The following is a 23,840-nucleotide window of genomic DNA, read 5'->3' as shown; positions in this document are numbered from 1 at the left end:
CGGCGGGTCCTTCCCGGTCGAGCACCGCGGGCACGTCCCGCGCGAAGAGCCCGACCCCTCGGACGACGACGGGCTCGACGCCCTCCGGTGCACGTCCCGGGCCGCGGCCGACCGCGACCGCGGCGACCGGCCTCCCCGTCAAGGCGAGAACCACCCGGTCGACCCGCACGCCGCGTCCCCGACCACGCCCGGTCAGGTCCCCGTCGAACGAGCGTGCGTGGCTCGGCCAGTGGAACAGCGCCGTGACGAGCTACTACCTGCTCGTCGGAGCGACCACGCTGCTCGCGATCATCGGGCTGGTCATGGTGCTCTCGAGCTCGGCGATCACGGAGATCGCGGCGGGCAACTCGCCCTACGACGCCTTCCTGACCCAGGCGCAGTACGCGCTCATCGGTCTGCCCGTGCTGCTCGTCGCGAGCAGGCTCCCCACGAGCGTCTACCGGCACGGTGCCTGGCCGCTGCTCATCTTCTCGCTGTGCCTCCAGCTCCTGATCTTCAGCCCGCTCGGTCACGAGGTCAACGGCAACCTGAACTGGATCAACTTCGGGTCGTTCTTCGTGCAGCCCTCCGAGCCGGCCAAGCTCGCCCTCGCGGTCTGGCTGGGCGTCGTGCTCGGTCGCAAGCAGCACCTGCTGGGCTCGTGGAAGCACGCGATCATCCCCGCGGTCCCCGGTGCGCTCCTGGTCATGGGGCTGGTCCTCGCGGGGCACGACCTGGGCACCATGCTCGTGATCCTGATCCTCGTGGCGGGCGCGTTCTTCGTCGCGGGCGTCGACTGGAAGCTCCTCGCCCTGGCAGGGGGCGGAGCGGCGACCGTGGTCGTGGTCGGGTTCGTCGCGATGCAGCAGAATGAGAACCGCATGAACCGGCTCCTCGCGACGTACACGAACGTGTGCGACACCGCGGACGCCAACGCCGGCTCGAGCGTCTGCTACCAGACGGTCCACGGCCTGTGGGCGCTCGGGACGGGCGGGTTCGGCGGGGTCGGACTCGGGGCGAGCCGCGAGAAGTGGAGCTACCTGCCCGAGGCCCACAACGACTTCATCTTCTCGGTCATCGGCGAGGAGCTCGGTCTGCTCGGCACGCTCCTGGTCCTCGCGCTGTTCGCGGTGCTCGGGCTGGCCATGAGCCGTGTGATCCGCCGTCACCCCGACCCATTCGTGAAGATCACGACCGCCGGCATCGCGTGCTGGATCGTGGGTCAGGCGTTCATCAACATCGGTGTGGTCATCGGCGTGATCCCGGTCATCGGGGTGCCGCTGCCGCTCGTCTCCTCGGGCGGGTCCGCACTGATCACGACCATGGCGGCCCTCGGCGTCGTGATCTCGTTCGCGCGCAACGAGCCCGGTGCCAAGGAGGCGTTCGCCGCGCGGGGCAGCGTCGTGCGCAAGTCGCTCGCCGTCGTCGGGCAGGTAGGGCGTCGCGCGCTGCCGGGGCGTCGGCGCGCCCAGTCCCGATGACTCGGCCCTGCCGTGCGCCCGTGGGCGCGCGGTGCCCCCAGAACTTCTCGGCCCCCGGGTCCTCCGGGGACGACAGCAACAGCAAGGACAGGTGACGAGGTACGTGGTGAGTTCTTCTCTCGGTTCGGTGGTGCTCGCGGGCGGCGGGACGGCGGGGCACGTGAACCCGCTGCTCGCGGTGGCGGACGAGCTGCGCGAGCGCAACCCCGGGGCGGTCGTCACGGTGCTCGGGACGGAGAGCGGCCTCGAGGCCGACCTGGTCCCGGCGCGCGGGTACCCTTTGCGCTTCGTGCCCAAGGTGCCGCTGCCGCGGCGCCCGAGCGGTGAGTGGGTCGCCCTGCCGGGCAAGCTCAAGTCGGCCGTGGAGGCGGCCGGGGCCGTGATCGACGAGACGCGGGCAGAGGTCGTCGTGGGCTTCGGCGGCTACGTCTCGACGCCCGCGTACCTCGCGGCGCACCGCCGCGGGGTACCGATCGTGATCCACGAGCAGAACGCCCGGCCGGGGCTGGCCAACCGTGCGGGCGCCCGGTGGGCCAAGTACGTCGCCGTCACGTTCGACGGCACGCCGCTCAAGGGCGGGATCGTCACGGGTCTGCCGCTGCGCTGGGAGATCGCGGACCTGATCCGCGACCGTTCGGTCGACGCGGCGACGGTCCGGACCAACGCCGCGGCCGCGCTCGGGCTCGACCCGGCACGCCCGACGGTCGTCGTCACGGGTGGTTCGCTGGGCGCGCAGAGCGTCAACGAGGCGGTCGCCGGGGCGGCCCGCGCGGTCCTCGCGACGGGCGCGCAGGTCCTGCACCTGACGGGCAAGGGCAAGGCGGACGCGGTGCGCGAGGTCGTGGGCGGTCTGCCCGGGTACGACGTGCGCGAGTACCTGTCGGCGATGCACCTGGCGTACGCGGTCGCCGACCTGGTCGTGTGCCGCTCGGGCGCCGGGACGGTCAGCGAGCTCGCGGCCCTGGGCATCCCGGCGGTGTACGTGCCGCTGCCGATCGGCAACGGTGAGCAGCGCCTGAACGCCGCACCGCTCGTGCGGGCGGGCGGCGGGATCCTGGTCGACGACGACGAGTTCACCTCGGCCTGGGTGGCCACGAACCTTCCAGGTCTGGTGGGCGACGCCGAGCGTCTGCGGACCATGGCGGCGCTCGCGTCGCGCGCGGGCATGCAGGACGCGACGTCGCGCGTCGCGGACCTCGTCGAGAAGGCTGCGGGGGTGTCCCGATGACGGACGACGGCGCGACGGCGCGGTCGGCGCCCCCTGCGCTCTCGGACCTCGGGACGGTCCACCTGATCGGCATCGGCGGCGCGGGGATGTCGGTCGTGGCCCGTCTGCTCGCGGCCCGCGGGGTGCGGGTGCAGGGTTCGGACGCCAAGGGCAGCGCCGTGGTGGACGCGCTGCGGGCGGACGGCGTCCTGGTGCACGTCGGGCACGCGGCGGAGAACGTCGAGGGCGCGGACACGCTCGTCCTGTCGAGCGCGGTCCGTCCCGACAACCCGGAGCTGGTCGCGGCGCGCGCCGCTGGCCTGCGCGTGCTGCACCGCTCGGAGGCGCTCGCCGCGCTCATGGCGCAGGGGCGCTCGGTCGCGGTCGCGGGCGCGCACGGCAAGACCACGACGTCGGCCATGATCGCCACGACCCTGCGGTCGGCGGGGCTCGACCCGTCGTTCGCGATCGGCGGCTCGGTCATCACGAGCGACGGCGCGATCCCGGGCGGGCGGCTGGGCTCGGGCGACGTGCTGGTCGCCGAGGCCGACGAGTCGGACGGCTCGTTCCTCAACTACGCGCCGACGATCGCGGTCGTGCTGAACGTCGAGCCCGACCACCTGGACCACTACGGGTCACGCGAGGCGTTTGAGCAGGCGTTCGTGGACTTCGCGGCACGCATCGTGCCCGGCGGCCACCTGGTCGCGTGCGCCGACGACCCGGGGGCGCTCGCGCTCGCGCAGGCGCACCGCGCGGCGGGCGGCAGCGTCGTCACGTACGGGACGTCGCCGGGCAGCGACGTGCTGCTGGCGGACGTCCGGCCCGACGGCGCCGCGGGGGTGGCCGCTCGGCTCACCGTCGCGGTGGAGTCGTCGGGTGCGTCCACCACGACGACCGGGCCGCTCGAGCTGCGCCTGCACGTCCCGGGCGCGCACAACGCCCTGAACGCCGCCGCCGCGGTCGCGACGGCCGTCCTCCTGGGCGTCGCGCCGGAGCGGGCCGTCGCGGGGGTCGGCGAGTTCCTCGGCACGGGCCGCCGGTTCGAGGCGCAGGGCGAGGCCGGCGGGGTGCGGGTCGTCGACGACTACGCCCACCACCCGACCGAGGTCGCCGCGCTCCTGACGGCCGCTCGACCCGTGGCCGCCGGGGGACGCGTCCTGGTCCTGTTCCAGCCGCACCTGTTCTCGCGGACGAGGTTGTTCGCGCAGGAGTTCGCCGACGCGCTGGCCCTCGCGGACGACGTCGTCGTGACGGGTGTCTACGCGGCGCGAGAGGACCTGGACCCGGACACCGGTTCGTGGACGATCGTGGACCGGATGCCCACGGGCATCGCGCGGGGCGTCGAGGACCGTGTCGAGGCCGCGCGTGCCGTCGCGGCTGCCGCGCGGCCCGGCGACCTGGTCCTCACGGTCGGCGCGGGGGACGTGACCGAGCTGGGCGCCGTGATCCTCGACGCCCTCGTGGCGGGTGCCGCGGCCGCGGACGGCGACGGGACGTCCTCGGGGGCCGAGGACTGATGAGGCCACCCTCCCGGCCGCGTCCTGCGACCCCGCGACCGGCACCTCGGGTCGCGCGGGACGCTCAGGCGCGCCCGGGGACGGAGCGGGTCGCGGCGCCGGACGAGACCCTCACGCAGCCCCTCGAGCTCCGGGGCCAGGAGCTCGTCCCGGTCAGCCCCTCTCGACCGCTGCCCCGGAAGCCCGGTGGCCGTCCCGTGACGGGACAGGTCCCCGGGCCGCCGTCGGGGGTCGCGGGCGGCAGGTCGACCGCGCGGCCGACCGACAGGGTCGTCTCGACCGGGATGGCCGACCGGCTCGCGGAGAAGGCGGCCATGCGCCGCCACCGCGTGCGACGCACGATCCTGATCTGGGTCGCCTCGGTGCTCGCGGTCGCGGCCGTCGCCTGGGTCGTCCTGTTCTCCCCGGTCCTCGGCACGGACCCCGAGAAGATCGAGATCACGGGGGAGGGGACCGTGATCGACGTCGCACAGGTGCAGCAGGTCGTGTCGGGTGTGTCGGACGTGCCTCTGCCGCGCGTCGACACGATCGGGCTGCGCGAGCAGATCCTGTCCCTGAACGGCGTGCGGGACGTCACGATCCTGCGGGAGTGGCCCGACGGGCTGAGCGTGACCCTCGAGTCGAGGGAGCCCGTGGCCGCGGTGCCGCACGACGGGTCCTACGTGCTGCTCGACCGCGACGGCGTCCAGGTGCTGACCGTCGAGGCCGTGCCCGAGGGGATCCCCGAGATCGGGGTCAGCCTGGACGACGAGGGGGCCCGGTCGTTGCGGGCCGCGCGCATCGTGCTCAACGCGCTCCCGCCCGAGCTGCGGGCCGAGGTCGCCGAGGTCACGGCGGGGACGCAGGACGCGGTCGAGATGAGGCTGCGCGACGGCGCGGTCGTGGAGTGGGGCAACGGCGAGGACGCGGCCCTCAAGGTCAAGGTGCTGCAGACCCTGAGGTCGTTGCCGGAGAACCAGGGCGTGACGCTCTACGACGTGTCGGCCCCCACGATGCCGATCACCCGATGACCGTGGCCCCGGCCCTGGGGGAGGGCCTCGCCGGGGGCTCGCGGAGGTCGGTGGCACCGGGGTGAGACATGGCCCACGCGGCAGGTTTTCGCCGACACGCGCGGGCGGGTCGTTGATAGGACCAGGTCGGGCACCTACCGTCGACACAGCACAACCTGACATAACTATAACCCTCTAGTTGAGGGTGAAGGTTGAGGGCTACAGGATCGAGAGGCATTGACGTGGCAACTCCGCAGAACTACCTAGCAGTGATCAAGGTGGTCGGCATCGGCGGTGGTGGCGTGAACGCCGTCAACCGGATGATCGAGGTCGGTCTCAAGGGCGTCGAGTTCATCGCCATCAACACCGACGCGCAGGCGCTGCTGATGTCCGACGCGGACGTCAAGCTCGACGTCGGGCGCGAGCTCACGCGTGGGCTGGGCGCCGGTGCGGATCCCGAGGTCGGCAAGAAGGCCGCCGAGGACCACGCCGAGGAGATCGAGGACGTCCTGCGCGGCGCCGACATGGTCTTCGTCACGGCCGGTGAGGGTGGCGGGACCGGCACGGGCGGCGCGCCGGTCGTCGCGCGCATCGCGCGGTCGCTGGGAGCCCTGACCGTGGGTGTCGTCACGCGCCCCTTCACGTTCGAGGGCCGGCGCCGCTCGGTCCAGGCGGACCAGGGGATCGAGGCCCTGCGCAACGAGGTCGACACCCTCATCGTCATCCCGAACGACCGGCTCCTGTCGATGTCGGACCGCAGCGTCTCGGCGCTCGACGCGTTCCACTCGGCGGACCAGGTCCTGCTCTCGGGTGTCCAGGGCATCACGGACCTCATCACGACCCCCGGTCTGATCAACCTCGACTTCGCCGACGTGAAGTCGGTCATGCAGGGGGCGGGCAGCGCCCTCATGGGCATCGGCTCGGCACGGGGCGAGGACCGCGCGGTCCAGGCCGCGGAGCTCGCGATCTCCTCGCCGCTGCTCGAGGCCAGCATCGACGGCGCCCACGGCGTCCTCCTCTCGATCCAGGGCGGCTCGGACCTCGGGCTCTTCGAGATCAACGAGGCGGCGCGACTGGTCCACGAGGCCGCGCACACCGAGGCGAACATCATCTTCGGTGCCGTGATCGACGACGCGCTGGGCGACGAGGTCCGCGTGACCGTCATCGCCGCAGGCTTCGACGGCGGCACGCCCCAGGTCCGCAAGGACTCGCGGGCTCCTGGGCAGCTCGCCGGGGCGCCCGCGGCGCAGCCGGCACAGCCCGTCCAGGCCCAGCGCCCCGTCGCGGTGCCGACCACCACGGGCAGCCACACGCTGCCCCGTCCGGTCGTCCCCATCGCCTCGGAGCCCGACGACGTCCCGGTCACCTTCGGCGGCGGGGCGGCTCAGGTCTCGGCCGGCTACCCGGCGGCGATCCCGACGTTCAGTGTCGTCCCCAGCGAGGACAACCAGAACGCGGAGCGGCCCGCGGCCGAGCGGTCGGCACAGGTCGAGGTGCCTCGCCTCTACGACGAGGAGCCCGTCCGTCGCAAGGTCGAGGAGCTCGACGTCCCCGACTTCCTCAAGTAGCGCCGTGCTCGATCCTGCACTCCCCGCACCCCCGGTTCTCGAGGTCGACCTCGGGCCGGGGGTGCGTGCTGCGTTCACGACCCGTGCGGGCGGGACCTCGCCCGCGCCGTGGGACGGTCTCAACCTCGGCCTCGGGGTCCAGGACGACGCCGAGCGTGTCCTCGTCCATCGTCAGGCGCTCGGCCGGTGGCTCGGAGCACCCCTCGTCTTCGGGACCCAGGTCCACGGGGTCGAGGTGCGGGTGCTCTCGGGCCAGGACCGGGCGTCGCGGAGCGCGACGGGCGCGGGGGCCGAGACGTGCGGTGAGTACGACGCGCTCGTCACCGCCGCACGTGGTCTGGGGCTCGGGGTGCTCGTCGCCGACTGCGTCCCGGTGCTCCTCGCGGACGCCGAGGCAGGTGTCGTCGGGGTCGCGCACGCGGGCCGGCAAGGGCTGGCCGAAGGGGTCGTCGGCACCGTGCTCGGGGCGCTCGTCGCCCAGGGTGCGCGGACCGAGAAGCTGCGTGCCGTCGTCGGCCCCTCCGCGTGCGGACGCTGCTACGAGGTGCCCGCGGCCCTGCGCGACGAGGTCGCGTCCGGGCGTCCGGCCACCGCGTCCACGACCAGCTGGGGCACTCCTGCGCTCGACCTGCCGGCGGGGGTCGTCGCCGACCTGCTCGCCGCCGGGGTCGCCGACGTCGTCCCGACCGGGATCTGCACCCTCGAGGACCACCGGTTCTACTCGCACCGTCTCGCGACGCGCGCCGGTGTCACGACGGGCCGGTTCGCCGGGGTCGTGGCCCTCGTCTGACCCTGCGCGCGGTGCCGACGTGCCGTTTCTCACCCTCGAGCCTGTTGACCTTTCCCGGGCGTGTCGCATCCTGCCGGTCTCCGGGGCTGGGCTAGCGTGCAAAGCACGGAACCAGCAGTCGACATGAGGACGGAGAGAGGGCGATGGCCGGAGCGCTTCGCAAGACCATGCTTTACCTGGGCCTCGCTGATGATCGAGGCGAGGACGAGCAGGAAGAGTTCATCGACGAGTACGACGACTTGGGGGCCGACGTGCCGCACGACTACCAGGCTCAGGTGACCCCACTGCACCGTACGGTCGCCCCACGAGAGGTACCCCAGACGAGCATGTCAGCCGCAGAGCTGCGCCGGATCACGACCGTGCACCCGCGCTCCTACAACGACGCCCGCGTCATCGGGGAAGCCTTCCGCGGTGGCACGCCGGTCATCATGAACCTCTCCGACATGGACGACGCCGACGCCAAGCGCCTGGTCGACTTCTCCGCCGGTCTCATCTTCGGTCTGCACGGCGCCATCGAGCGGGTGACCAACAAGGTCTTCCTGCTCTCGCCCGAGCACGTCGAGATCACCGGTGAGGAGCAGACCCCGGAGCCTCCCGTGACCCGGGCCGGCTTCTACAACCAGAGCTGACCGCGGGATCTGGCACAGTTGACCCCGTGACATTCGTCTTCGCTCTGCTGGCATTCGTCCTCGGTCTCTATCTCATCGTGCTGATCGGTCGCGTGGTCTTCGACTGGGTGCAGGTCTTCGCCCGGGACTGGCGTCCGCGCGGCGTGATGCTCGTCCTGGCCGAGGCCATCTACACGCTGACGGACCCGCCGTTGCGTGCACTGCGCAAGGTCATCCCACCGCTGACCCTCGGTCAGGTGCGGCTGGACCTCGCATTCATCGTGCTGTTCCTCGCGGTGTCGTTCCTGGCACAGTTCCTGAGGTACCTCGCTTCCTGAGGGCGCCTCCAAACACGTAGAAAACTGACAACCCGGCGATCTTGACGCCGGCGCCCGCGCAGCGGGCGCCGGGCGAGGCCGCCTCCTCTGACAATCTCCGCTACTTTGGACTGTGGCGATCTCGAGATCGCTCGGACTGACGGCGCAAACGCATTGAGGTGAGACGATGGCACTGCTGACAGCAGAGGACATCCTGAACAAGAAGTTCTCCGCGACGAAGTTCCGCGAAGGATACGACGTCGAAGAGGTCGATGACTTCCTGGACGAGGTGGTGAGGACGCTCAACTCCGTGCAGGAGGAGAACGACGACCTCAAGACCAAGCTGGCTGCAGCAGAGCGACGCGTCGCAGAGCTCAGCCGCGCGGACGCCTCGGGTCCGGCCAAGCCTGCCGTGGTGGACGCCCCGGTGGCCCCCGAGCCCGCTCCGGTCGCGCCGATCTCGGCGGCGGTCACCGGCAAGCTGAACGGCGAGCCCGAGTCCGCGACCGGCATGCTCCAGCTCGCCCAGAAGCTGCACGACGACTACGTGCGCTCGGGCCAGCAGGAGGGTGACCGCCTCATCGCGGAAGCCAAGGAAGAGGGCACCCGGATCGTGCAGGAGGCCGAGGAGACCTCGCACCGCACGCTCTCCCAGCTCGAGCAGGAGCGTTCGCTCCTCGAGCGCAAGATCGACGAGCTGCGGCTCTTCGAGCGTGACTACCGCACGCGGCTCAAGAGCTACCTCCAGAACCTCATGGGGGACCTCGACAACCGAGGCAGTGCACTCCCGCCGCGCAGCGGCTCCGGCGCAGGTCGCTCGAGCGACCTGAGCGCGGGCATCTAGTCCGCCTGCCACCTGGCAGACGATCACACCAGGCGTGCGGACCTCGAGGTCACGCCGCCGGTCGGTCCGTCACGACGCACCACCCGGGTCCTCCGGCGTGGTGCGTTGTGCGTACCGGCGGGCGGCGTCTACTCTCACCGCAACTCGAACCGGAGGGGCGACATGACCAAGCTCAGTACCGCGACGCGCGCGGCAGTACGTCAGCAGTTCCCGCACCTAGCTCGCGACGTCAAGTCCTTCCCCGTGCGTGAGGGCGAGGAGCCGTGGACGCTCAAGGAGGCAGAGGAGCAGGCAGCGACCCTGCTCGAGGAGCGTGACCGTCTCGAGCGCGAGCTGGCCGAGGCGGACCAGGAGCTCTCGGAGCTCCTGCGGAACTCGGGGGACGGTGCCGGCGACGACCAGGCGGACTCCGGGTCCAGCGCGCTCGAGCGCGAGCAGGAGCTCACGCTCGTGAACAACACGCGCGACCTGCTCGAGCAGACCAAGCACGCCCTGGACCGGCTCGCGGCCGGGACCTACGCGACGTGCGAGGCGACCGGGCACCCGATCGGCAAGGCTCGCCTGCAGGCCTACCCGCGGGCGAACCTGTCGGTCGAGGCCAAGCAGCGCGAGGAGCGCCGCTGACGGGACTCCGCAGCACGCGAAGGCCGTCGTCCCGAGAGGACGACGGCCTTCGTCGTCCCCGGATCGTGGGGAGCCGGTCGGACATGGCAGACTTGCCGCCGATGCCATCGACTCCCTCTCCCCAGCAGCCCGTGCCCGCCGACCCGTCGCAGGGCGGCGCCGAGCCCGGGTCCGCGGCTCCCTCCACGGTCGTCCCGACACGTGCGGCCGCCACCTCGCGGCGCCTCGTCCTGTGGGTCGGGGTGCTCGCCGCTCTCGTGATCCTGGTCGACCAGGCCACCAAGATCTGGGCCGTCGCGCAGCTCGAGGGCGAGCCGACGATCGAGCTGCTCGGAAGGTGGCTCCACCTCACGTTCATCCGCAACGAGGGCGCGGCGCTCGGGATCGGTTCGGGGTACACCTGGATCCTCACGATCGTCGTCATCGTCGTGGTCGTGTTCATCCTGCGGAGCATGCGCAGGATCGGCTCGCGCGGCTGGGCCGTCGCCCTCGGGCTGCTGCTCGGTGGTGCGCTGGGCAACCTCATCGACCGGATCTTCCGTGCGCCCGGCGTGGCGCAGGGGCACGTGGTCGACTTCATCGGGTACGGCGACCTGTTCATCGGGAACGTCGCCGACATCGCGGTCGTGGGCGCCGCCGTGATGATCGCGATCCTCTCGATCCAGGGCATCGGCATCGACGGACAGCGTCACTCGGGCGAGGGTGAGGCCTCGGAGACGTCCGCGGGGTCGTCCGGAGCACCGGGGGCACCGGCCGTGCCCGACGAGAAGCCCGACGTGAAGCCCGAAGAGAAGGACGAGGTCCCCTCTGCGGCGGCGGGCCAGGCCGAGGCCACTCCGGACGAGAAGGACGCGGCCGAGGGGCCGGACGCTCCCACCACGAGGACGGTGTCCTGATGGCACAGGTCCGTGCGCTGCCGGTGCCCGACGGCCTCGCGGGCGAGCGCGTCGACGCGGCCCTGGCCCGTCTGCTCGGCCTGTCCCGCACCCGGGCGGCCGAGATCGCGGGCGACGGCGGGGTCCGCGTCGACGGACGGGAGGTCGGCAAGTCCGACCGCCTCGTCGCCGGGGCCTGGCTCGAGGTCGAGATCCCGGACGAGCCCGACACGTCGAGCGTGCAGGTCGTCGCCGAGCCCGTGCCCGGCATGAAGATCGTGTACGACGACGACGACGTCGTGGTCATCGACAAGCCCGTGGGCGTCGCGGCCCACCCGTCGCCGGGCTGGACAGGGCCCACGGTCGTCGGCGCCCTGATCGCCGCGGGGTACCGGATCTCGACGTCGGGGGCGGCCGAGCGCCAGGGGATCGTGCACCGGCTCGACGTCGGCACCTCGGGGCTCATGGTCGTCGCCAAGAGCGAGCTCGCGTACTCGGTCCTCAAGCGCGCCTTCAAGGAGCGCACGGTCGAGAAGGTCTACCACGCGCTGGTCCAGGGGCACCCCGAGCCCACCACGGGCACCATCGACGCGCCGATCGGGCGTCACCCCTCGGCCGACTACAAGTTCGCGGTCGTGGCCGAGGGCAAGCCCTCGGTGACCCACTACGAGGTCCTCGAGATGCTCCCGGCGGCCTCGCTCGTCGAGGTGCACCTCGAGACGGGCCGGACCCACCAGATCCGCGTCCACTTCTCGGCGCTGCGCCACCCGTGCGTCGGCGACGTGACGTACGGGGCGGACCCGGTGCTGGCCAAGAAGGTCGGGCTCACGCGACAGTGGCTGCACGCGGTCCAGCTCGGGTTCGAGCACCCGTCGACGGGGCAGTGGACCCAGGTCACGAGCGAGTACCCGCAGGACCTGGCGCACGCGCTCGAGGTCGTGCGCGGGGCGTACTCCTGAGCGCCGCGTGCACGTGGCCCGCTGCGAGCCACCAGGACATCGAGGAGGGCACAGGGTGCTGACGACCGAGCGGGTCACGACGCCCGCCCAGCTCGAGGCGGCGCACACGCTGCGCCTCGAGGTCTTCGTGGGAGAGCAGCAGGTGCCGCTCGCCGAGGAGATCGACGACGCAGACTTCGCCCCCACGACCACGCACGTCCTGGTCCGCGCGGGAGAGCAGCCCGGCGAGGGCCCCGTCGTCGGGACCGGACGGTTGCTCACGGACCCCGCGCACCCTGGCGAGGTGCACATCGGGCGCGTGGCCGTGGCACGCAGCGCCCGGGGGACCGGAGCAGGTGCCGCCGTGATGCGTGCGCTCGAGGAGATCGCGCTCGCCGAGCACGCAGTGGGCGGAGCCGTGCGGATCGAGCTCAGCGCCCAGACCCAGGCCTCGGGGTTCTACGAGCGCCTCGGCTACGAGGTGCACGGACCTGTCTATCTCGACGCGGGGATCGACCACCGCGACGCCGCGAAGACGCTCCGCTCGCACGACTGAGGTCGTCGCCCGGTCGGGGCGCTCCCTGCCGCACCCGGCCGACGTGCCGGGCCGTCGTCGCGCTCTCGCGGGCTGGTCCGCGCCCCAGCGCGCCGAGAGCGAGAGGCTCGCGGCGCCGTCGGGCAGGCATGAGAGAAGGCACACGCGGCCACCGGCACGCGACACGCCGAGGGGCGTCGGTGGCTCGATCTAGACTCGTCGCATGCCGTCTGCCGCCACCCCTGGAAGCACCCAGAAGTCCGACGACTTCGTCCACCTCCACGTCCACACCGAGTACTCGATGCTGGACGGCGCCGCGCGGCTCGGAGACCTCTTCGAGGAGACCGCGCGCCTCGGGCAGAAGGCCATCGCGACCACGGACCACGGCTACATCTTCGGGGCGTTCGACTTCTGGTCCAAGGCGACCCAGGCCGGCATCAAGCCCATCATCGGCGTCGAGGCGTACGTCACGCCCGGCACCAGCCGGTTCGACCAGACGCGCGTGCGGTTCGGCGAGAAGGGGCAGGAGTCCGACGACGTCTCGGCCCGCGGCGCGTACACGCACCTGACGATGTGGGCCCGCAACAACGAAGGGCTGCACAACCTCTTCCGGGCCAGCTCGCTCGCGTCGCTCGACGGCCAGATGGGCAAGTGGCCGCGCATGGACCGTGACCTGCTCGAGCGCTACGGCAAGGGCATGATCGCGTCCTCGGGCTGCCCGTCGGGCGAGATCCAGACCAAGCTGCGGCTCGGCCAGTGGGACGCTGCCGTGCAGGCCGCCGGCGAGCTCCAGGACGTGTTCGGCAAGGAGAACTTCTACATCGAGCTCATGGACCACGGGCTCGACATCGAACGCCGGGTCATCAAGGACCTGCTGCGGCTCTCGGAGACCATCGGTGCGCCCCTGGTCGCGACCAACGACCTGCACTACGTGAAGAAGGAGGACAGCCACTCCCAGGAGGCGCTGCTGTGCATCAACTCCGGCTCCACGCTCGCGGACCCCGACCGCTTCAAGTTCGACGGCGACGGCTACTACGTGAAGTCCGCCGCCGAGATGCGGCACATCTGGAAAGAGCTCCCCGAGGCCTGCGACAACACGCTGCTCATCGCCGAGCAGTGCGAGGTCAGCTTCGACACCTCGGCCAACTACATGCCCAACTACCCCTGCCCGCCGGGGGAGGACGAGACCTCCTGGTTCATCAAGGAGGTCGAGAAGGGCCTGCACTACCGCTACCCGGACGGCATCTCGGACGCCGTGCGCAAGCAGGCCGAGTACGAGACCCAGGTCATCGTCCAGATGGGCTTCCCGGGGTACTTCCTCGTCGTCGCCGACTTCATCAACTGGGCCAAGGACAACGGCATCCGCGTGGGGCCCGGCCGTGGCTCGGGAGCGGGGTCCATGGCGGCCTACGCGATGCGCATCACGGACCTCGACCCCCTGCAGCACGGCCTGATCTTCGAGCGCTTCCTCAACCCGGACCGCGTGTCCATGCCCGACTTCGACGTCGACTTCGACGAGCGTCGGCGCGGCGAGGTCATCCGCTACGTCACCGAGAAGTACGGCGAGGACCGCGTGGCGCAGATCGTCACGTACGGAACCATCAAGGCCAAGCAGGCGCTCAAGGACTCCTCGCGGCTCCTGGGCTTCCCGTTCGCCATGGGGGAGAAGCTCACCAAGGCGATGCCGCCCGCGATCATGGGCAAGGACATCTCGCTCACGGGGATCTTCAACCCGGACGACAAGCGCTACAACGAGGCCGACGAGTTCCGCCAGATCCACGCGGCGGACCCCGACGCGCAGCGCGTCGTCGAGCTCGCCAAGGGCATCGAGGGGCTGAAGCGCCAGTGGGGCGTGCACGCGGCCGGCGTCATCATGTCGAGCGAGCCGCTCATCGACATCATCCCGATCATGCGTCGCCTCCAGGACGGCGCGGTCATCACGCAGTTCGACTACCCCACCTGTGAGGGCCTCGGCCTGATCAAGATGGACTTCCTGGGGCTGCGCAACCTCACGATCCTCGACGACGCGCTCGAGAACATCGTGATGAACGGCAAGGACCCGGTCGAGCTCGAGTCGTTGACGCTCGACGACCCCAAGACGTACGACCTCCTGGGCCGCGGCGACACCTTGGGCGTGTTCCAGCTCGACGGCGGCGGCATGCGGACGCTGCTCAAGCTCATGCGCCCCGACAACTTCGAGGACATCTCGGCCGTGGGCGCGCTCTACCGCCCGGGCCCCATGGGTGCCAACTCGCACACCAACTACGCGCTGCGCAAGAACGGGATGCAGGAGGTCACTCCCATCCACCCCGAGCTCGAGGAAGCCCTCGAGGACATCCTGGGGACCACGTACGGCCTGATCGTGTACCAGGAGCAGGTCATGGCCATCGCGCAGAAGGTCGCCGGGTACTCGCTCGGTCAGGCCGACATCCTGCGCCGTGCGATGGGCAAGAAGAAGAAGTCCGAGCTGGACAAGCAGTTCGAGGGCTTCTCGAACGGCATGAAGGAACGCGGCTACTCGATGGCCGCGGTCAAGACGCTGTGGGACATCCTGCTCCCGTTCTCGGACTACGCGTTCAACAAGGCGCACTCCGCGGCGTACGGCGTGGTCTCGTACTGGACCGCGTACCTCAAGGCCAACTACCCCACCGAGTACATGGCCGCGCTGCTCACGAGCGTGCGGGACGACAAGGACAAGTCGGCCCTGTACCTCAACGAGTGCCGACGCATGGGGATCACGGTCCTCCCGCCGGACGTCAACTCGTCGTCGGCCAACTTCACGGCCGTCGGCAAGGACATCCGCTTCGGCCTGACGGCGGTGCGCAACGTGGGCGCCAACGTCGTGGACGCGGTCGTCGCGACGCGCGAGGACAAGGGGAGGTTCGGCTCCTTCACCGACTTCCTCGACAAGGTGCCCGCGGTGGTCTGCAACAAGCGGACCATCGAGTCGCTCATCAAGGCGGGAGCGTTCGACTCGCTCGACCACGCGCGGCGCGCGCTGCTCGTGGTGCACGAGCAGGCCGTGGACTCGGTCATCAGCGTCAAGCGCGAGGAGGCCAAGGGGCAGTTCGACCTCTTCGCGGACCTGGGTGCCGAGGACCCGGCCATGTCGTTCAGCGTCGACGTGCCGGACATCCCGGACTGGGACAAGAAGCAGCGCCTCGCGTTCGAGCGCGAGATGCTGGGCCTGTACGTCTCGGACCACCCGCTGTCGGGGCTCGAGCACGTCCTGACCCGGGCCGCCGACACGTCGATCGCGGCGCTCATGGCCGACGAGGCGCGCCCCGACGGGTCGACCGTCGTGATCGCGGGGCTCATCACCTCGCTCCAGCGCAAGATGAGCAAGAACGGCAACCCGTGGGCCGCGGTCACGATCGAGGACCTCGAGGGCGGGGTCGAGGTCATGTTCTTCGGCGAGACCTACCTCGCCTACTCCACGATCCTCGCGGAGGACCAGGTCGTGGTGCTCCGCGGCCGCGTGCGGCGCCGCGACGAGACCATGCAGCTCCAGGCCATGGAGGTCTCGCTCCCGGACATCTCGACGGTCGCCGAGACCCCCGTGCTCGTGAGCCTGCCCGAGTCGCGCTGCACCCAGCCCGTCGTCGAGCGGCTGCGCGAGATCCTCTCGACGCATCCCGGTGTGACCGAGGTGCACCTCAAGCTCACGAGCCCGGGGCGCACAAAGGTCATGCGCCTCGAGGACACCCTACGGGTCGAGAAGAGCCCCGCGCTGTACGGCGACCTCAAGGCTCTGCTCGGTCCGAGCTGCCTCACGGTGTGACCGGACGGTGACGAGGGACGGCCTGGCCTGCGGGCCGGGCCGTCACGCCTGGCGCCCTGCAGGGGGGCCGGGCCGGCCGTCCGACCGAGGGCCGCGCTGCGTGTCCGGTGCGTCCGGCGAAGCGTCCCGCCCGGCGGGGCGCTCGGCCGGGCCGACGTAGACTCGCCGTCGTGATCCACCTGACCCCTGAGCAGCGCGTGTTCGTGACCGAGCGCCACCTGGCGACCCTGACCACCCTCCGAGAGGACGGCAGCCCGCACGTCGTCCCCGTGGGCTTCACGTGGGACCCCGAGTCGGGGGTCGTGCGCATCACCACGAACGACACGTCGGTCAAGGCGCTCAACGCCGAGCGGCTCACGCCCGACGGTGGACATCCGCGCGCGGCGGTCTGCCAGGTCGAGGGTGGACGCTGGATCACGCTCGAGGGCACCGTCTCGCTCTCGCGCGACCCGGACGAGGTCGCCGAGGCCGTGCGCCGGTACACGAAGCGCTACAAGGAGCCGCGGGTCAACCCGCACCGGGTGGTCCTGCGGATCGTCGCCGACAAGGTCATGAGCTCGAGCTACATGGCGTTCTGAGACGCCCGAGGGGCTGGGGGCGTCCTGAGCGGACGCCCGGGGCGTGGCGGATCCTCCGGGCCGGCTGCCGGCCCAGCCCGCCCGGCGCGCGCCCGGTCCGGTTCCCCGGACGGGACGCGCCCGGGTCCCGTCAACCGACGATCGCGCCGATCTCGCCGGTCGGGACGTCGACCGTCACGACGTCTCCCTTGCGGAGCTGTCGGCCGCGACGGGTGTCGACCTCGCCGTTGACCTTGACCTCTCCCTCGGAGATGAGGTCACGGGCGTGGGCGCCCGACTCGACGAGGCTCGCGAGCTTGAGGAACTGGCCGAGGCGGATGACGTCGTCGGTGATCTCCACCGTGGGTGTCGTGGTCATGCACCCATTCTCTCGCGTCCGGGAGGCGCCGGGGAACTGACCACCTGCTGAATGGCCTGGAGGTGGGCTCGCGGCCCGGCCTACGATGGGTCGGTGATCAATCGCATCGACCTGCGTGGTCGTTCCCTGTCTCCCCGTGAGCTCACGGAGATCCTGCCTCGTCCGGAGATCGGCGTCGAGGACGCCGCGGAGAAGGTCGCTCCGATCCTGCACGAGGTCCGCCTGCGCGGCGCCTCGGCGCTGCGTGACCTCTCCGAGCGGTTCGACGGCGTGCGTCCGGTCCATCTGCGGGTCCCGGCCGAGCGCATGGCCCAGGCGCTCGAGACCCTCGACCCGCTCGTGCGCGACGGGCTCGAGGAGGCGATCCGTCGTGTCCGCACGGTGCACGCCGCCCAGCGCCCCCAGCCGTTCGCGGTCGACCTCGCCCCGGGCGCGCAGGTCCGTCAGCGCTGGATCCCGGTGCGCCGCGTGGGCCTCTACGTGCCCGGCGGGATCGCGGTCTACCCGTCGTCGGTCATCATGAGCGTCGTCGCAGCGCAGGAGGCCGGCGTGCGCGAGCTCGCGGTCGCCTCCCCGCCGCAGCGCGACAACGACGGCCTGCCGCACCCCACGATCCTCGCGGCGTGCGCGCTCCTGGGGGTCCAGGAGGTCTACGCGGTCGGCGGGGCCCAGGCGATCGGCATGTTCGCCTACGGTGCCGCGGGCAGCGAGCCGCAGGACGGCGACTACCTGTGCGAGCCCGTCGACGTCATCACCGGCCCGGGGAACATCTTCGTCGCGGCCGCCAAGCGGCTCGTGCGTGGCGTGGTCGGCATCGACTCCGAGGCGGGCCCCACCGAGATCGCGATCCTCGCCGACGGCGGCGCGGACCCGACGCACGTCGCGCTCGACCTCATCAGCCAGGGAGAGCACACGCCCGACGCCGCGGCCGTCCTCGTGACACCGTCGGTCGAGCTCGCGGCCGCGGTCGACGCACGGCTCGTGGACCTCGTCCCCGAGACCAAGCACGCTGCGCGCGTTGCCCAGGCACTGTCGGGCCCGCAGTCGGCGATCATCGTGGTCGACGACCTCGAGCAGGGCCTCGACGTCGTGGACTCGTACGGTGCCGAGCACCTCGAGATCCAGACGGCCGACGCCGCGGCCGTGGCCGAGCGCGTGCAGAGCGCGGGCGCGATCTTCGTCGGCCCCTACTCGCCCGTGCCCCTGGGCGACTACATGGCGGGGTCGAACCACGTCCTGCCGACCGGCGGGTGCGCGCACTACTCGAGCGGGCTCGGGGTGCACAGCTTCCTGCGTGCGGTCCAGGTCGTCGAGTACTCGGCCGACGCGCTCCAGGAGCTGGCCGACCGCATCGTGGCCGTGGCCAACGACGAGGACCTGCCCGCCCACGGTGAGGCCATCAAGGCGCGCTTCCAGTAGGAGAAGCACCCCCGAGACGACGAGGGCGGGGCGCAGGACGGGAGAGTCTCTCCGGTCCTGCGCCCCGCCCTCGGGCGTCGGGAGCAGGACGTCAGCGCACCCCGAGCACGAACGGGTAGACCGCCGCGGCGCCCGCCTGGCGCAGCAGTCGGGCCGCGACCGTGAGGGTCCAGCCCGAGTCGGTGTAGTCGTCGACCAGGAGGATGCGGCGACCCGCGAGGCCCGCCATCGCGGGGCCCGAGAGCTCGAGCCGGAGACGTTCGACGACCCCCGCCAGGCGCATGGCCGAGTTCACGTCGTGCCGTCCGGGCTGCTCGTGCCCCGGCACGGGGCCGATGCTCCCGACGAGCGGTCGCTCGAGGTAGCGCGCGAGCCCGCCCGCCAGGTGCTGGACGAGCAGGGGGCGCGTGGCCGACCGCACCGACACGACGCCGTCGAGCAGGAGCTTGCGCGTGGGAGTCCCGGTCCCGTCGGCCGCCGCGGCACCGTCGGCCGGTGCCGCCTCGTCGTCGGACACGGGAGGGGTCGTGTAGAGCGCGTCCCACTCGTCGAGCACGCGCGCGGCCGCGCGACGCAGCGCGACGGGAGTCTCGCCGTCGGGCACGCCCGGGGCGAAGAGCTCCCGGAGCGGGCCCGACCAGCCGAGCCCGTCGAGGCGGGCGACGGCCCGGCCCGGTGACGCGAGCTCCTCGGGGGACAGGCGTCCCTTGAGGTCGAGGCCCAGCCGGTCGAGACCCGTGGGCCACTGGCGGCGGGCGACGACCTCGACGCCCGGTCGGTCCATGTCGGCGCGCGCTGCAGAAACCGCCTCGGCGTCGGGAGCGGCCGGCAGGTCGACCCCGCCGCACCGGTCGCAGCGACCGCACTTCCAGCCGGGCTCGAGCTCGGGGTCGTCGAGGGCAGCGCGCAGGAACGCCATGCGGCAGCCCGTCGTGGCCTCGTAGTCGATCATCGAGCGCTGCTCGGCGAGCCGGGTCTGCTCGACGCGCGCGTAGCGGTCGGCGTCGTAGACCCAGGGCTGACCCGTCGAGATCCAGCCGCCCTTGACGCGACGGACCGCGCCGTCGACGTCGAGGACCTTGAGCATGGTCTCGAGGCGTGAGCGCTTGAGGTCGACCTGCGTCTCGAGGGCCGCGACGGACTGTGTCCCGCCCCCCGCCTCGAGCGCGGCGAGGGTCTCGCGGACCTGACGCTCGGCCGGGAACGCGAGCGACCCGAAGTACTCCCAGATGCGACGGTCCTCCTCGCCGGGCAGCAGCACCACGACCGCGCTGTCCACCCCACGCCCGGCGCGACCGACCTGCTGGTAGTACGCGATGGGAGACGAAGGGGCGCCCAGGTGCACGACGAAGGCGAGGTCCGGCTTGTCGAAGCCCATGCCGAGCGCCGAGGTCGCGATGAGCGCCTTGACGCGGTTCTCCTTGAGGTCGGCCTCGAGCTGCTCGCGCTCGGTCGTGTCGGTCTGGCCCGTGTACGCGGCCACGGCCAGGCCGGCCGCGCGGAGCTGGCTCGCGACCTGCTCGGCGGCCGAGACCGTGAGGCAGTAGACGATCCCCGAGCCGTCCACGTCCTGGAGCGTCTCGGCGAGCCATGCGATGCGGCTCGGCTGGTCCGGCAGGTTCAGCACGGCCAGGTGGAGCGACTCGCGGTCGAGACCGCCCCGCAGCACGAGCACGTCCTCGCGCGGGGCGCCCGGGTTCTCCGTGGCCCCCGTCCCGCTCGCCGCGGCGGCGACCGACGCGCCCGTGACGCCGAGCTGCTCGGCGACGTCGGCGGTCACGCGCTCGTTGGCGGTCGCGGTCGTGGCGAGCACCGGGATGCCCGGGGGAAGGTCGGCCAGGAGCGTGCGGATGCGGCGGTAGTCGGGACGGAAGTCGTGGCCCCAGTCCGAGATGCAGTGCGCCTCGTCGATGACCACGAGGCCCGCGTCGGCAGCGAGCCGGGGGAGCACCTCGTCACGGAAGCCGGGGTTGTTGAGCCGCTCGGGCGAGCAGAGCAGGACGTCGACCTCTCCCGCGGCGATCGCGGCGTGCACCTCGTCCCACTCGGTCATGTTCGACGAGTTGATCGTCACGGCACGGATCCCGGCGCGGGCCGCGGCAGAGATCTGGTCGCGCATCAGGGCCAGGAGAGGCGAGACGATGACCGTGGGCCCCGCGCCCCGCGAGCGCAGCAGCGAGGTCGCGACGAAGTAGACGGCCGACTTGCCCCACCCGGTGCGCTGGACCACGAGGGCCCGACGGCGGAACGCGACCAGGGCCTCGATCGCGAGCCACTGGTCGTCGCGCAGCTTCGCGTCCTCGCGACCGACGAGCGAGCGCAGCGCGGTCTCTGCCTCCTCGCGCAGGTCCTTGCCCTCGAGGAGACTGCGCAGCATGGCCACCTTGGCGAGCCGCGCGGCGTCGGCCGCCGCGACGGCGTCGGACGCCGCACCGGGGGACGGCTCGGCGGCGGGCTCCGTCGCGGTGGGCGACGGGCGGGCCGCGCCCGCGCCGGTGTGCGCGCGCCGCGGGGCGGCCCCCGCGTCGTCGGGGACCGGGGGCTCGTCGTACAGGTCGGCAGGTGGCTCCGACGCGAAGTCGGGGGGGAGGTCTGCGTACGGGTCGTGCTGGTCACGGGGGAACGAGGTCACCCAGCGATCGTAGGCGCAGGGTGGGACACCGCGTGCTCGGTGCACAGGCCGGTCGCCGGCGGGGCGCCGTGCGGCGCCGCGCGGTGACGCGCGGTGACGCGCCACGAGTTCGGCCCGGCGCGGTCCCACGGAGATCCGTCGGACCGCACCGGGCCTCATGGCCGGACAGGTGGTGGACAGGGGCCGGGCAGGCAGCCCCGCGAGAGCCTCGTCAGGAGTGCATGTCCATGACGACGCGGCCGTCGATCTTGCCCGCCTCCATCTCGCTGAAGATGTCGTTGATGTCGCTCAACGGGCGCACGGTGTACGTCGGGTTGACCTTCCCGCGGGCGAAGAAGTCGAGCGCCTCGGCCATGTCCTTGCGCGTCCCGACGATCGAGCCGCGGACCGTGAGGCCGAACAGGACGGTCGTGAAGATGTCGAGCGGGAACTTCTCGGGCGGCAGCCCGACGAGGGCGACCGTGCCGCCGCGGCGCAGCGCACCGACGGCCTGCGGGAAGGCGTGGGCGTTGACCGCGGTCACGAGCGCGCCGTGCACGCCGCCCCCGGTCTTCTCCTGGAGCTCGGCCGCAGGGTCTGCCGAGGTGGCCGCGTTGACCGTGACCTCGGCGCCGTGCTTGCGGGCCAGGGCCAGCTTCTCGTCGTCCACGTCGACCGCGGCGACGCGGCGCCCCATGGCCACGGCGTACTGGACCGCGATGTGCCCCAGGCCGCTGATGCCCGAGATCAGGACCCACTCGCCGGGCTTCGTGTCGGTCTGCTTGAGGCCCTTGTAGACCGTGACACCCGCGCACAGGATGGGGCCGACGGCCGCGTCCTCGACGCCCTCGGGGATGATCGGGGCGTAGCGCGAGTCGACCAGCATGTACTGGCCGAACGAGCCGTCGACCGAGTACCCGCCGTTCTTCTGCTGGGGGCAGAGCGTCTCCCACCCGGTCTCGCAGTACTCGCACTCGCAGTACTCGCACTCGCCGCACGCGCTCCACAGCCAGGCGTTGCCGACCTTGTCGCCGACCTTGACGCGGGTGACCTGGTCGCCGACCGCGACCACGGTCCCGACGCCCTCGTGCCCGGGGACGAACGGGGGGCTGGGCTTGACGGGCCAGTCGCCGTGGGCGGCGTGCAGGTCGGTGTGACACACGCCCGTGTAGTCGACCTTGACGAGTGCTTCGTGGGGTCCGGGGGTGGGGACCTCGATCTCGTCGATCGTGAGCGGCTCGGCGAACGTGTGGACGACGGCTGCCTTCATGGTGCTCATGGCTCTCCTCCAGGAGCGGACACTGGGCGGGGTCCACCCGCGGGTCGACGGGTGCGACGGGACGCGCTCCGCGTCCTGTGGTGTCCGACGACTCGACCGTAACCGAGGGGGCGGAGGGGCGCCCGTCCAGCGTCGGACAGAAAGGACGAACTCCGTTGTGAAAACTGTCACAAGCGATGTCTGTGCAGGTCAGGGGGTGCTTCTGGACCGTCCGGTCGCCCGACGGCGCTCGACCACGAGTGCCAGCAGCGCACCGACGAGCGCGACCCACTCGCTCACGGCCGCCGTGACCTGCTGGACCCCGCCGACGGTCTCGTTCACGCTGAAGAACCCGACCGTCGTCGAGAGGTAGAACGCGCCGAGCGTCGCGACCGAGAACCCGATCGCCCCCAGCAGCGGCAGCCAGTGGCGCCAGACCAGCACGAGCAGACCGAGCACGAACCCCGCGACCGCGTTGAGCAGGAACAGCGGTCCGACGACCTCGATGTCCTGGTACCCCTGGACGTAGAGGAACAGGTGGACGTCGGCCGAGAGCAGCAGCCCCGCGGCCGTCACGCCGCGCAGCAGCCACGCGCCGCGCGGCAGCGGCGGGGGCACGGGCGGCGTGCCCGACGGCGGGGCTCCCCCCGGGGTCGAACCTGCGGCGGGCGGGGTTCGGACGCGGCCATGGGGTGCTCCGAGTGCTCTGGTGCGGGTGGGCGGGATGCCCGGACGGGACGTCGCGCGCTCGCGCGTGGCGCCGGGCCCGATGCTTCAATTGAAAGACTTCTCGACCCCGGACGCACGGCGGAGGGTGACCATGAGGACCTCGACCACGCAGGCGACCTCTGTCGCGACGCAGGCGGGGGCGCCCGCCGCCACGCCGACAGCTTGCCCGGCTCCTGCTCGGAACGTCGGCCGTCCGGCGTGCGACCTTCTCTCGCGGCGCTCGCTCCTCGTGTCGGCGGGAGCGGGCGCAGGCGCCCTGGTGCTCGCGGCCTGCTCGGGCGGCGGGGGCGGGGGCGGTACCACCGGGACCACGGGCGGGGGCAGCGGGACGAGCGGGACGGCGGCCGCGCCGTCGGGCACCGTGGTCACCGCCACGGGCGACGTGCCCGTGGGCGGTGCCGTGTCGGTCCAGGTCGACGGTGCGCCCTACCTCGTGACCCAGCCCGAGGAGGGGACGTTCGAGGCCTTCAGCGCGATCTGCACGCACCAGGGCTGCACGGTCGCGCCGGGAGACGGCGAGCTCGACTGCCCGTGCCACGGTTCCCGCTTCGACCTGAGCACGGGCGACGTGATCGCCGGCCCGGCGCCCACGCCCCTGCCCCGCCTCGCCGTCACGGTGAGCGGCACCGACGTCGTCACCGCCTGACGTGCTCACGGCGTGGTCGCGCCGTCGGCTCCCTGCACGGTCGCGCCGTCGGCTCCCTGCACGGTCGCGCCGTCGGACGACCGTCGGCACCGCCCGCGGCGGGCAGGTCCACCGACCGCCTGCCGGACGTCCACCCGTCCGGCACGGACGGCTTCGTAGACTGTCCTGGTGACCACTCCTCTTCTCGA

Annotated in this window: 21 protein-coding genes; 17 read left to right on the top strand and 4 right to left on the bottom strand. The window is 72.0% G+C overall.

Annotated features, from left to right (window positions below):
• The first annotated feature begins 242 nt into the window (after positions 1 to 242).
• The 15 genes from ftsW to ACFWGN_RS08980 all read left to right on the top strand — a co-directional run bounded on the left by ftsW (position 243) and on the right by ACFWGN_RS08980 (position 16,631).
• Positions 243 to 1,460 carry a putative lipid II flippase FtsW gene (gene ftsW, locus ACFWGN_RS09050; protein WP_377616579.1) on the top strand — a complete coding sequence of 406 codons (1,218 nt, stop codon included), beginning with the start codon at positions 243 to 245 and terminating at the stop codon, positions 1,458 to 1,460.
• 106 nt (positions 1,461 to 1,566) lie between these two features.
• A complete protein-coding gene (gene murG, locus ACFWGN_RS09045) occupies positions 1,567 to 2,688 on the top strand; it encodes an undecaprenyldiphospho-muramoylpentapeptide beta-N-acetylglucosaminyltransferase (RefSeq protein ID WP_377616578.1) in 1,122 nt (373 codons plus the stop codon).
• Complete coding sequence (gene murC / locus ACFWGN_RS09040) at positions 2,685 to 4,184, top strand: UDP-N-acetylmuramate--L-alanine ligase (RefSeq protein WP_377616577.1); 1,500 nt, start codon at positions 2,685 to 2,687, stop codon at positions 4,182 to 4,184. Before murG ends, murC begins: the two co-directional genes overlap by 4 nt.
• A 197-nt stretch (positions 4,185 to 4,381) precedes the next feature.
• Positions 4,382 to 5,194: a cell division protein FtsQ/DivIB gene (locus ACFWGN_RS09035; RefSeq protein ID WP_377616576.1), complete on the top strand. Its 813-nt coding sequence runs from the start codon at positions 4,382 to 4,384 to the stop codon at positions 5,192 to 5,194.
• A 221-nt stretch (positions 5,195 to 5,415) separates the two neighbouring features.
• Positions 5,416 to 6,741 carry a cell division protein FtsZ gene (gene ftsZ, locus ACFWGN_RS09030; RefSeq protein ID WP_377616575.1) on the top strand — a complete coding sequence of 442 codons (1,326 nt, stop codon included), beginning with the start codon at positions 5,416 to 5,418 and terminating at the stop codon, positions 6,739 to 6,741.
• 4 nt (positions 6,742 to 6,745) lie between these two features.
• Complete coding sequence (locus ACFWGN_RS09025) at positions 6,746 to 7,531, top strand: polyphenol oxidase family protein (RefSeq protein ID WP_377616574.1); 786 nt, start codon at positions 6,746 to 6,748, stop codon at positions 7,529 to 7,531.
• A gap of 143 nt (positions 7,532 to 7,674) precedes the next feature.
• On the top strand, positions 7,675 to 8,160 hold the full coding sequence (locus ACFWGN_RS09020; RefSeq protein ID WP_056648854.1) for a cell division protein SepF: 486 nt from the start codon (positions 7,675 to 7,677) through the stop codon (positions 8,158 to 8,160).
• Between the two features lie 26 nt (positions 8,161 to 8,186).
• A complete protein-coding gene (locus ACFWGN_RS09015) occupies positions 8,187 to 8,477 on the top strand; it encodes a YggT family protein (protein ID WP_191804025.1) in 291 nt (96 codons plus the stop codon).
• 166 nt (positions 8,478 to 8,643) lie between these two features.
• Positions 8,644 to 9,300, top strand: coding sequence for a DivIVA domain-containing protein (locus ACFWGN_RS09010; RefSeq protein WP_191804027.1), 657 nt, complete (start codon positions 8,644 to 8,646; stop codon positions 9,298 to 9,300).
• 162 nt (positions 9,301 to 9,462) lie between these two features.
• Positions 9,463 to 9,924, top strand: a complete 462-nt coding sequence (locus tag ACFWGN_RS09005; RefSeq protein ID WP_191804029.1) for a TraR/DksA C4-type zinc finger protein — start codon at positions 9,463 to 9,465, stop codon at positions 9,922 to 9,924.
• A 101-nt stretch (positions 9,925 to 10,025) separates the two neighbouring features.
• Positions 10,026 to 10,820 carry a signal peptidase II gene (locus ACFWGN_RS09000; protein WP_377616573.1) on the top strand — a complete coding sequence of 265 codons (795 nt, stop codon included), beginning with the start codon at positions 10,026 to 10,028 and terminating at the stop codon, positions 10,818 to 10,820.
• On the top strand, positions 10,820 to 11,758 hold the full coding sequence (locus ACFWGN_RS08995) for an RluA family pseudouridine synthase (protein WP_191804034.1): 939 nt from the start codon (positions 10,820 to 10,822) through the stop codon (positions 11,756 to 11,758). The genes ACFWGN_RS09000 and ACFWGN_RS08995 overlap by 1 nt, the downstream gene beginning before the upstream one ends.
• Positions 11,759 to 11,813: 55 nt before the next feature.
• A complete protein-coding gene (locus ACFWGN_RS08990; protein ID WP_377616572.1) occupies positions 11,814 to 12,293 on the top strand; it encodes a GNAT family N-acetyltransferase in 480 nt (159 codons plus the stop codon).
• Between the two features lie 202 nt (positions 12,294 to 12,495).
• Positions 12,496 to 16,053 carry a DNA polymerase III subunit alpha gene (dnaE, locus tag ACFWGN_RS08985; protein ID WP_377616571.1) on the top strand — a complete coding sequence of 1,186 codons (3,558 nt, stop codon included), beginning with the start codon at positions 12,496 to 12,498 and terminating at the stop codon, positions 16,051 to 16,053.
• 170 nt (positions 16,054 to 16,223) lie between these two features.
• A complete protein-coding gene (locus ACFWGN_RS08980) occupies positions 16,224 to 16,631 on the top strand; it encodes a pyridoxamine 5'-phosphate oxidase family protein (protein ID WP_191804040.1) in 408 nt (135 codons plus the stop codon).
• 130 nt (positions 16,632 to 16,761) lie between these two features.
• Here the strand turns inward: ACFWGN_RS08980 and ACFWGN_RS08975 are convergent, their stop codons facing one another.
• A complete protein-coding gene (locus ACFWGN_RS08975) occupies positions 16,762 to 16,989 on the bottom strand; it encodes an RNA-binding S4 domain-containing protein (protein WP_056648870.1) in 228 nt (75 codons plus the stop codon).
• Positions 16,990 to 17,082: 93 nt separating this feature from the next.
• Between ACFWGN_RS08975 and hisD the strand changes: the two genes are divergently transcribed.
• The gene (gene hisD / locus ACFWGN_RS08970) at positions 17,083 to 18,408 is read left to right on the top strand and encodes a histidinol dehydrogenase (RefSeq protein ID WP_377616570.1); all 1,326 of its coding nucleotides are present in this window, start codon (positions 17,083 to 17,085) and stop codon (positions 18,406 to 18,408) included.
• A gap of 91 nt (positions 18,409 to 18,499) precedes the next feature.
• On the opposite strand, the gene ACFWGN_RS08965 is transcribed toward hisD, so the two are convergent.
• From ACFWGN_RS08965 to ACFWGN_RS08955, 3 genes are all read right to left on the bottom strand, one after another.
• A complete protein-coding gene (locus ACFWGN_RS08965; protein WP_377616689.1) occupies positions 18,500 to 20,785 on the bottom strand; it encodes a DEAD/DEAH box helicase in 2,286 nt (761 codons plus the stop codon).
• Between the two features lie 466 nt (positions 20,786 to 21,251).
• Positions 21,252 to 22,298 (bottom strand): alcohol dehydrogenase AdhP, encoded by a 1,047-nt coding sequence (adhP, locus tag ACFWGN_RS08960; RefSeq protein WP_377616569.1) that lies wholly within the window; start codon positions 22,296 to 22,298, stop codon positions 21,252 to 21,254.
• 189 nt (positions 22,299 to 22,487) lie between these two features.
• Entirely contained in the window at positions 22,488 to 22,895 is a 408-nt protein-coding gene (locus ACFWGN_RS08955; protein ID WP_377616568.1) for a hypothetical protein, read from the bottom strand.
• 202 nt (positions 22,896 to 23,097) lie between these two features.
• On the opposite strand from ACFWGN_RS08955, the gene ACFWGN_RS08950 reads away from it, so the two are divergent.
• Positions 23,098 to 23,652, top strand: a complete 555-nt coding sequence (locus ACFWGN_RS08950) for a Rieske (2Fe-2S) protein (protein WP_377616567.1) — start codon at positions 23,098 to 23,100, stop codon at positions 23,650 to 23,652.
• Positions 23,653 to 23,840: the final 188 nt, after the last annotated feature.

Origin of the sequence: Oerskovia sp. NPDC060338 (assembly GCF_042726295.1) — a bacterium.
In the GTDB taxonomy this organism is placed as follows: Bacteria; Actinomycetota; Actinomycetes; order Actinomycetales; family Cellulomonadaceae; genus Oerskovia; species Oerskovia merdavium.
The sequence above is the reverse complement of the archived record's forward strand: the minus strand, read 5'-3'. Positions and strand labels throughout refer to the sequence as shown.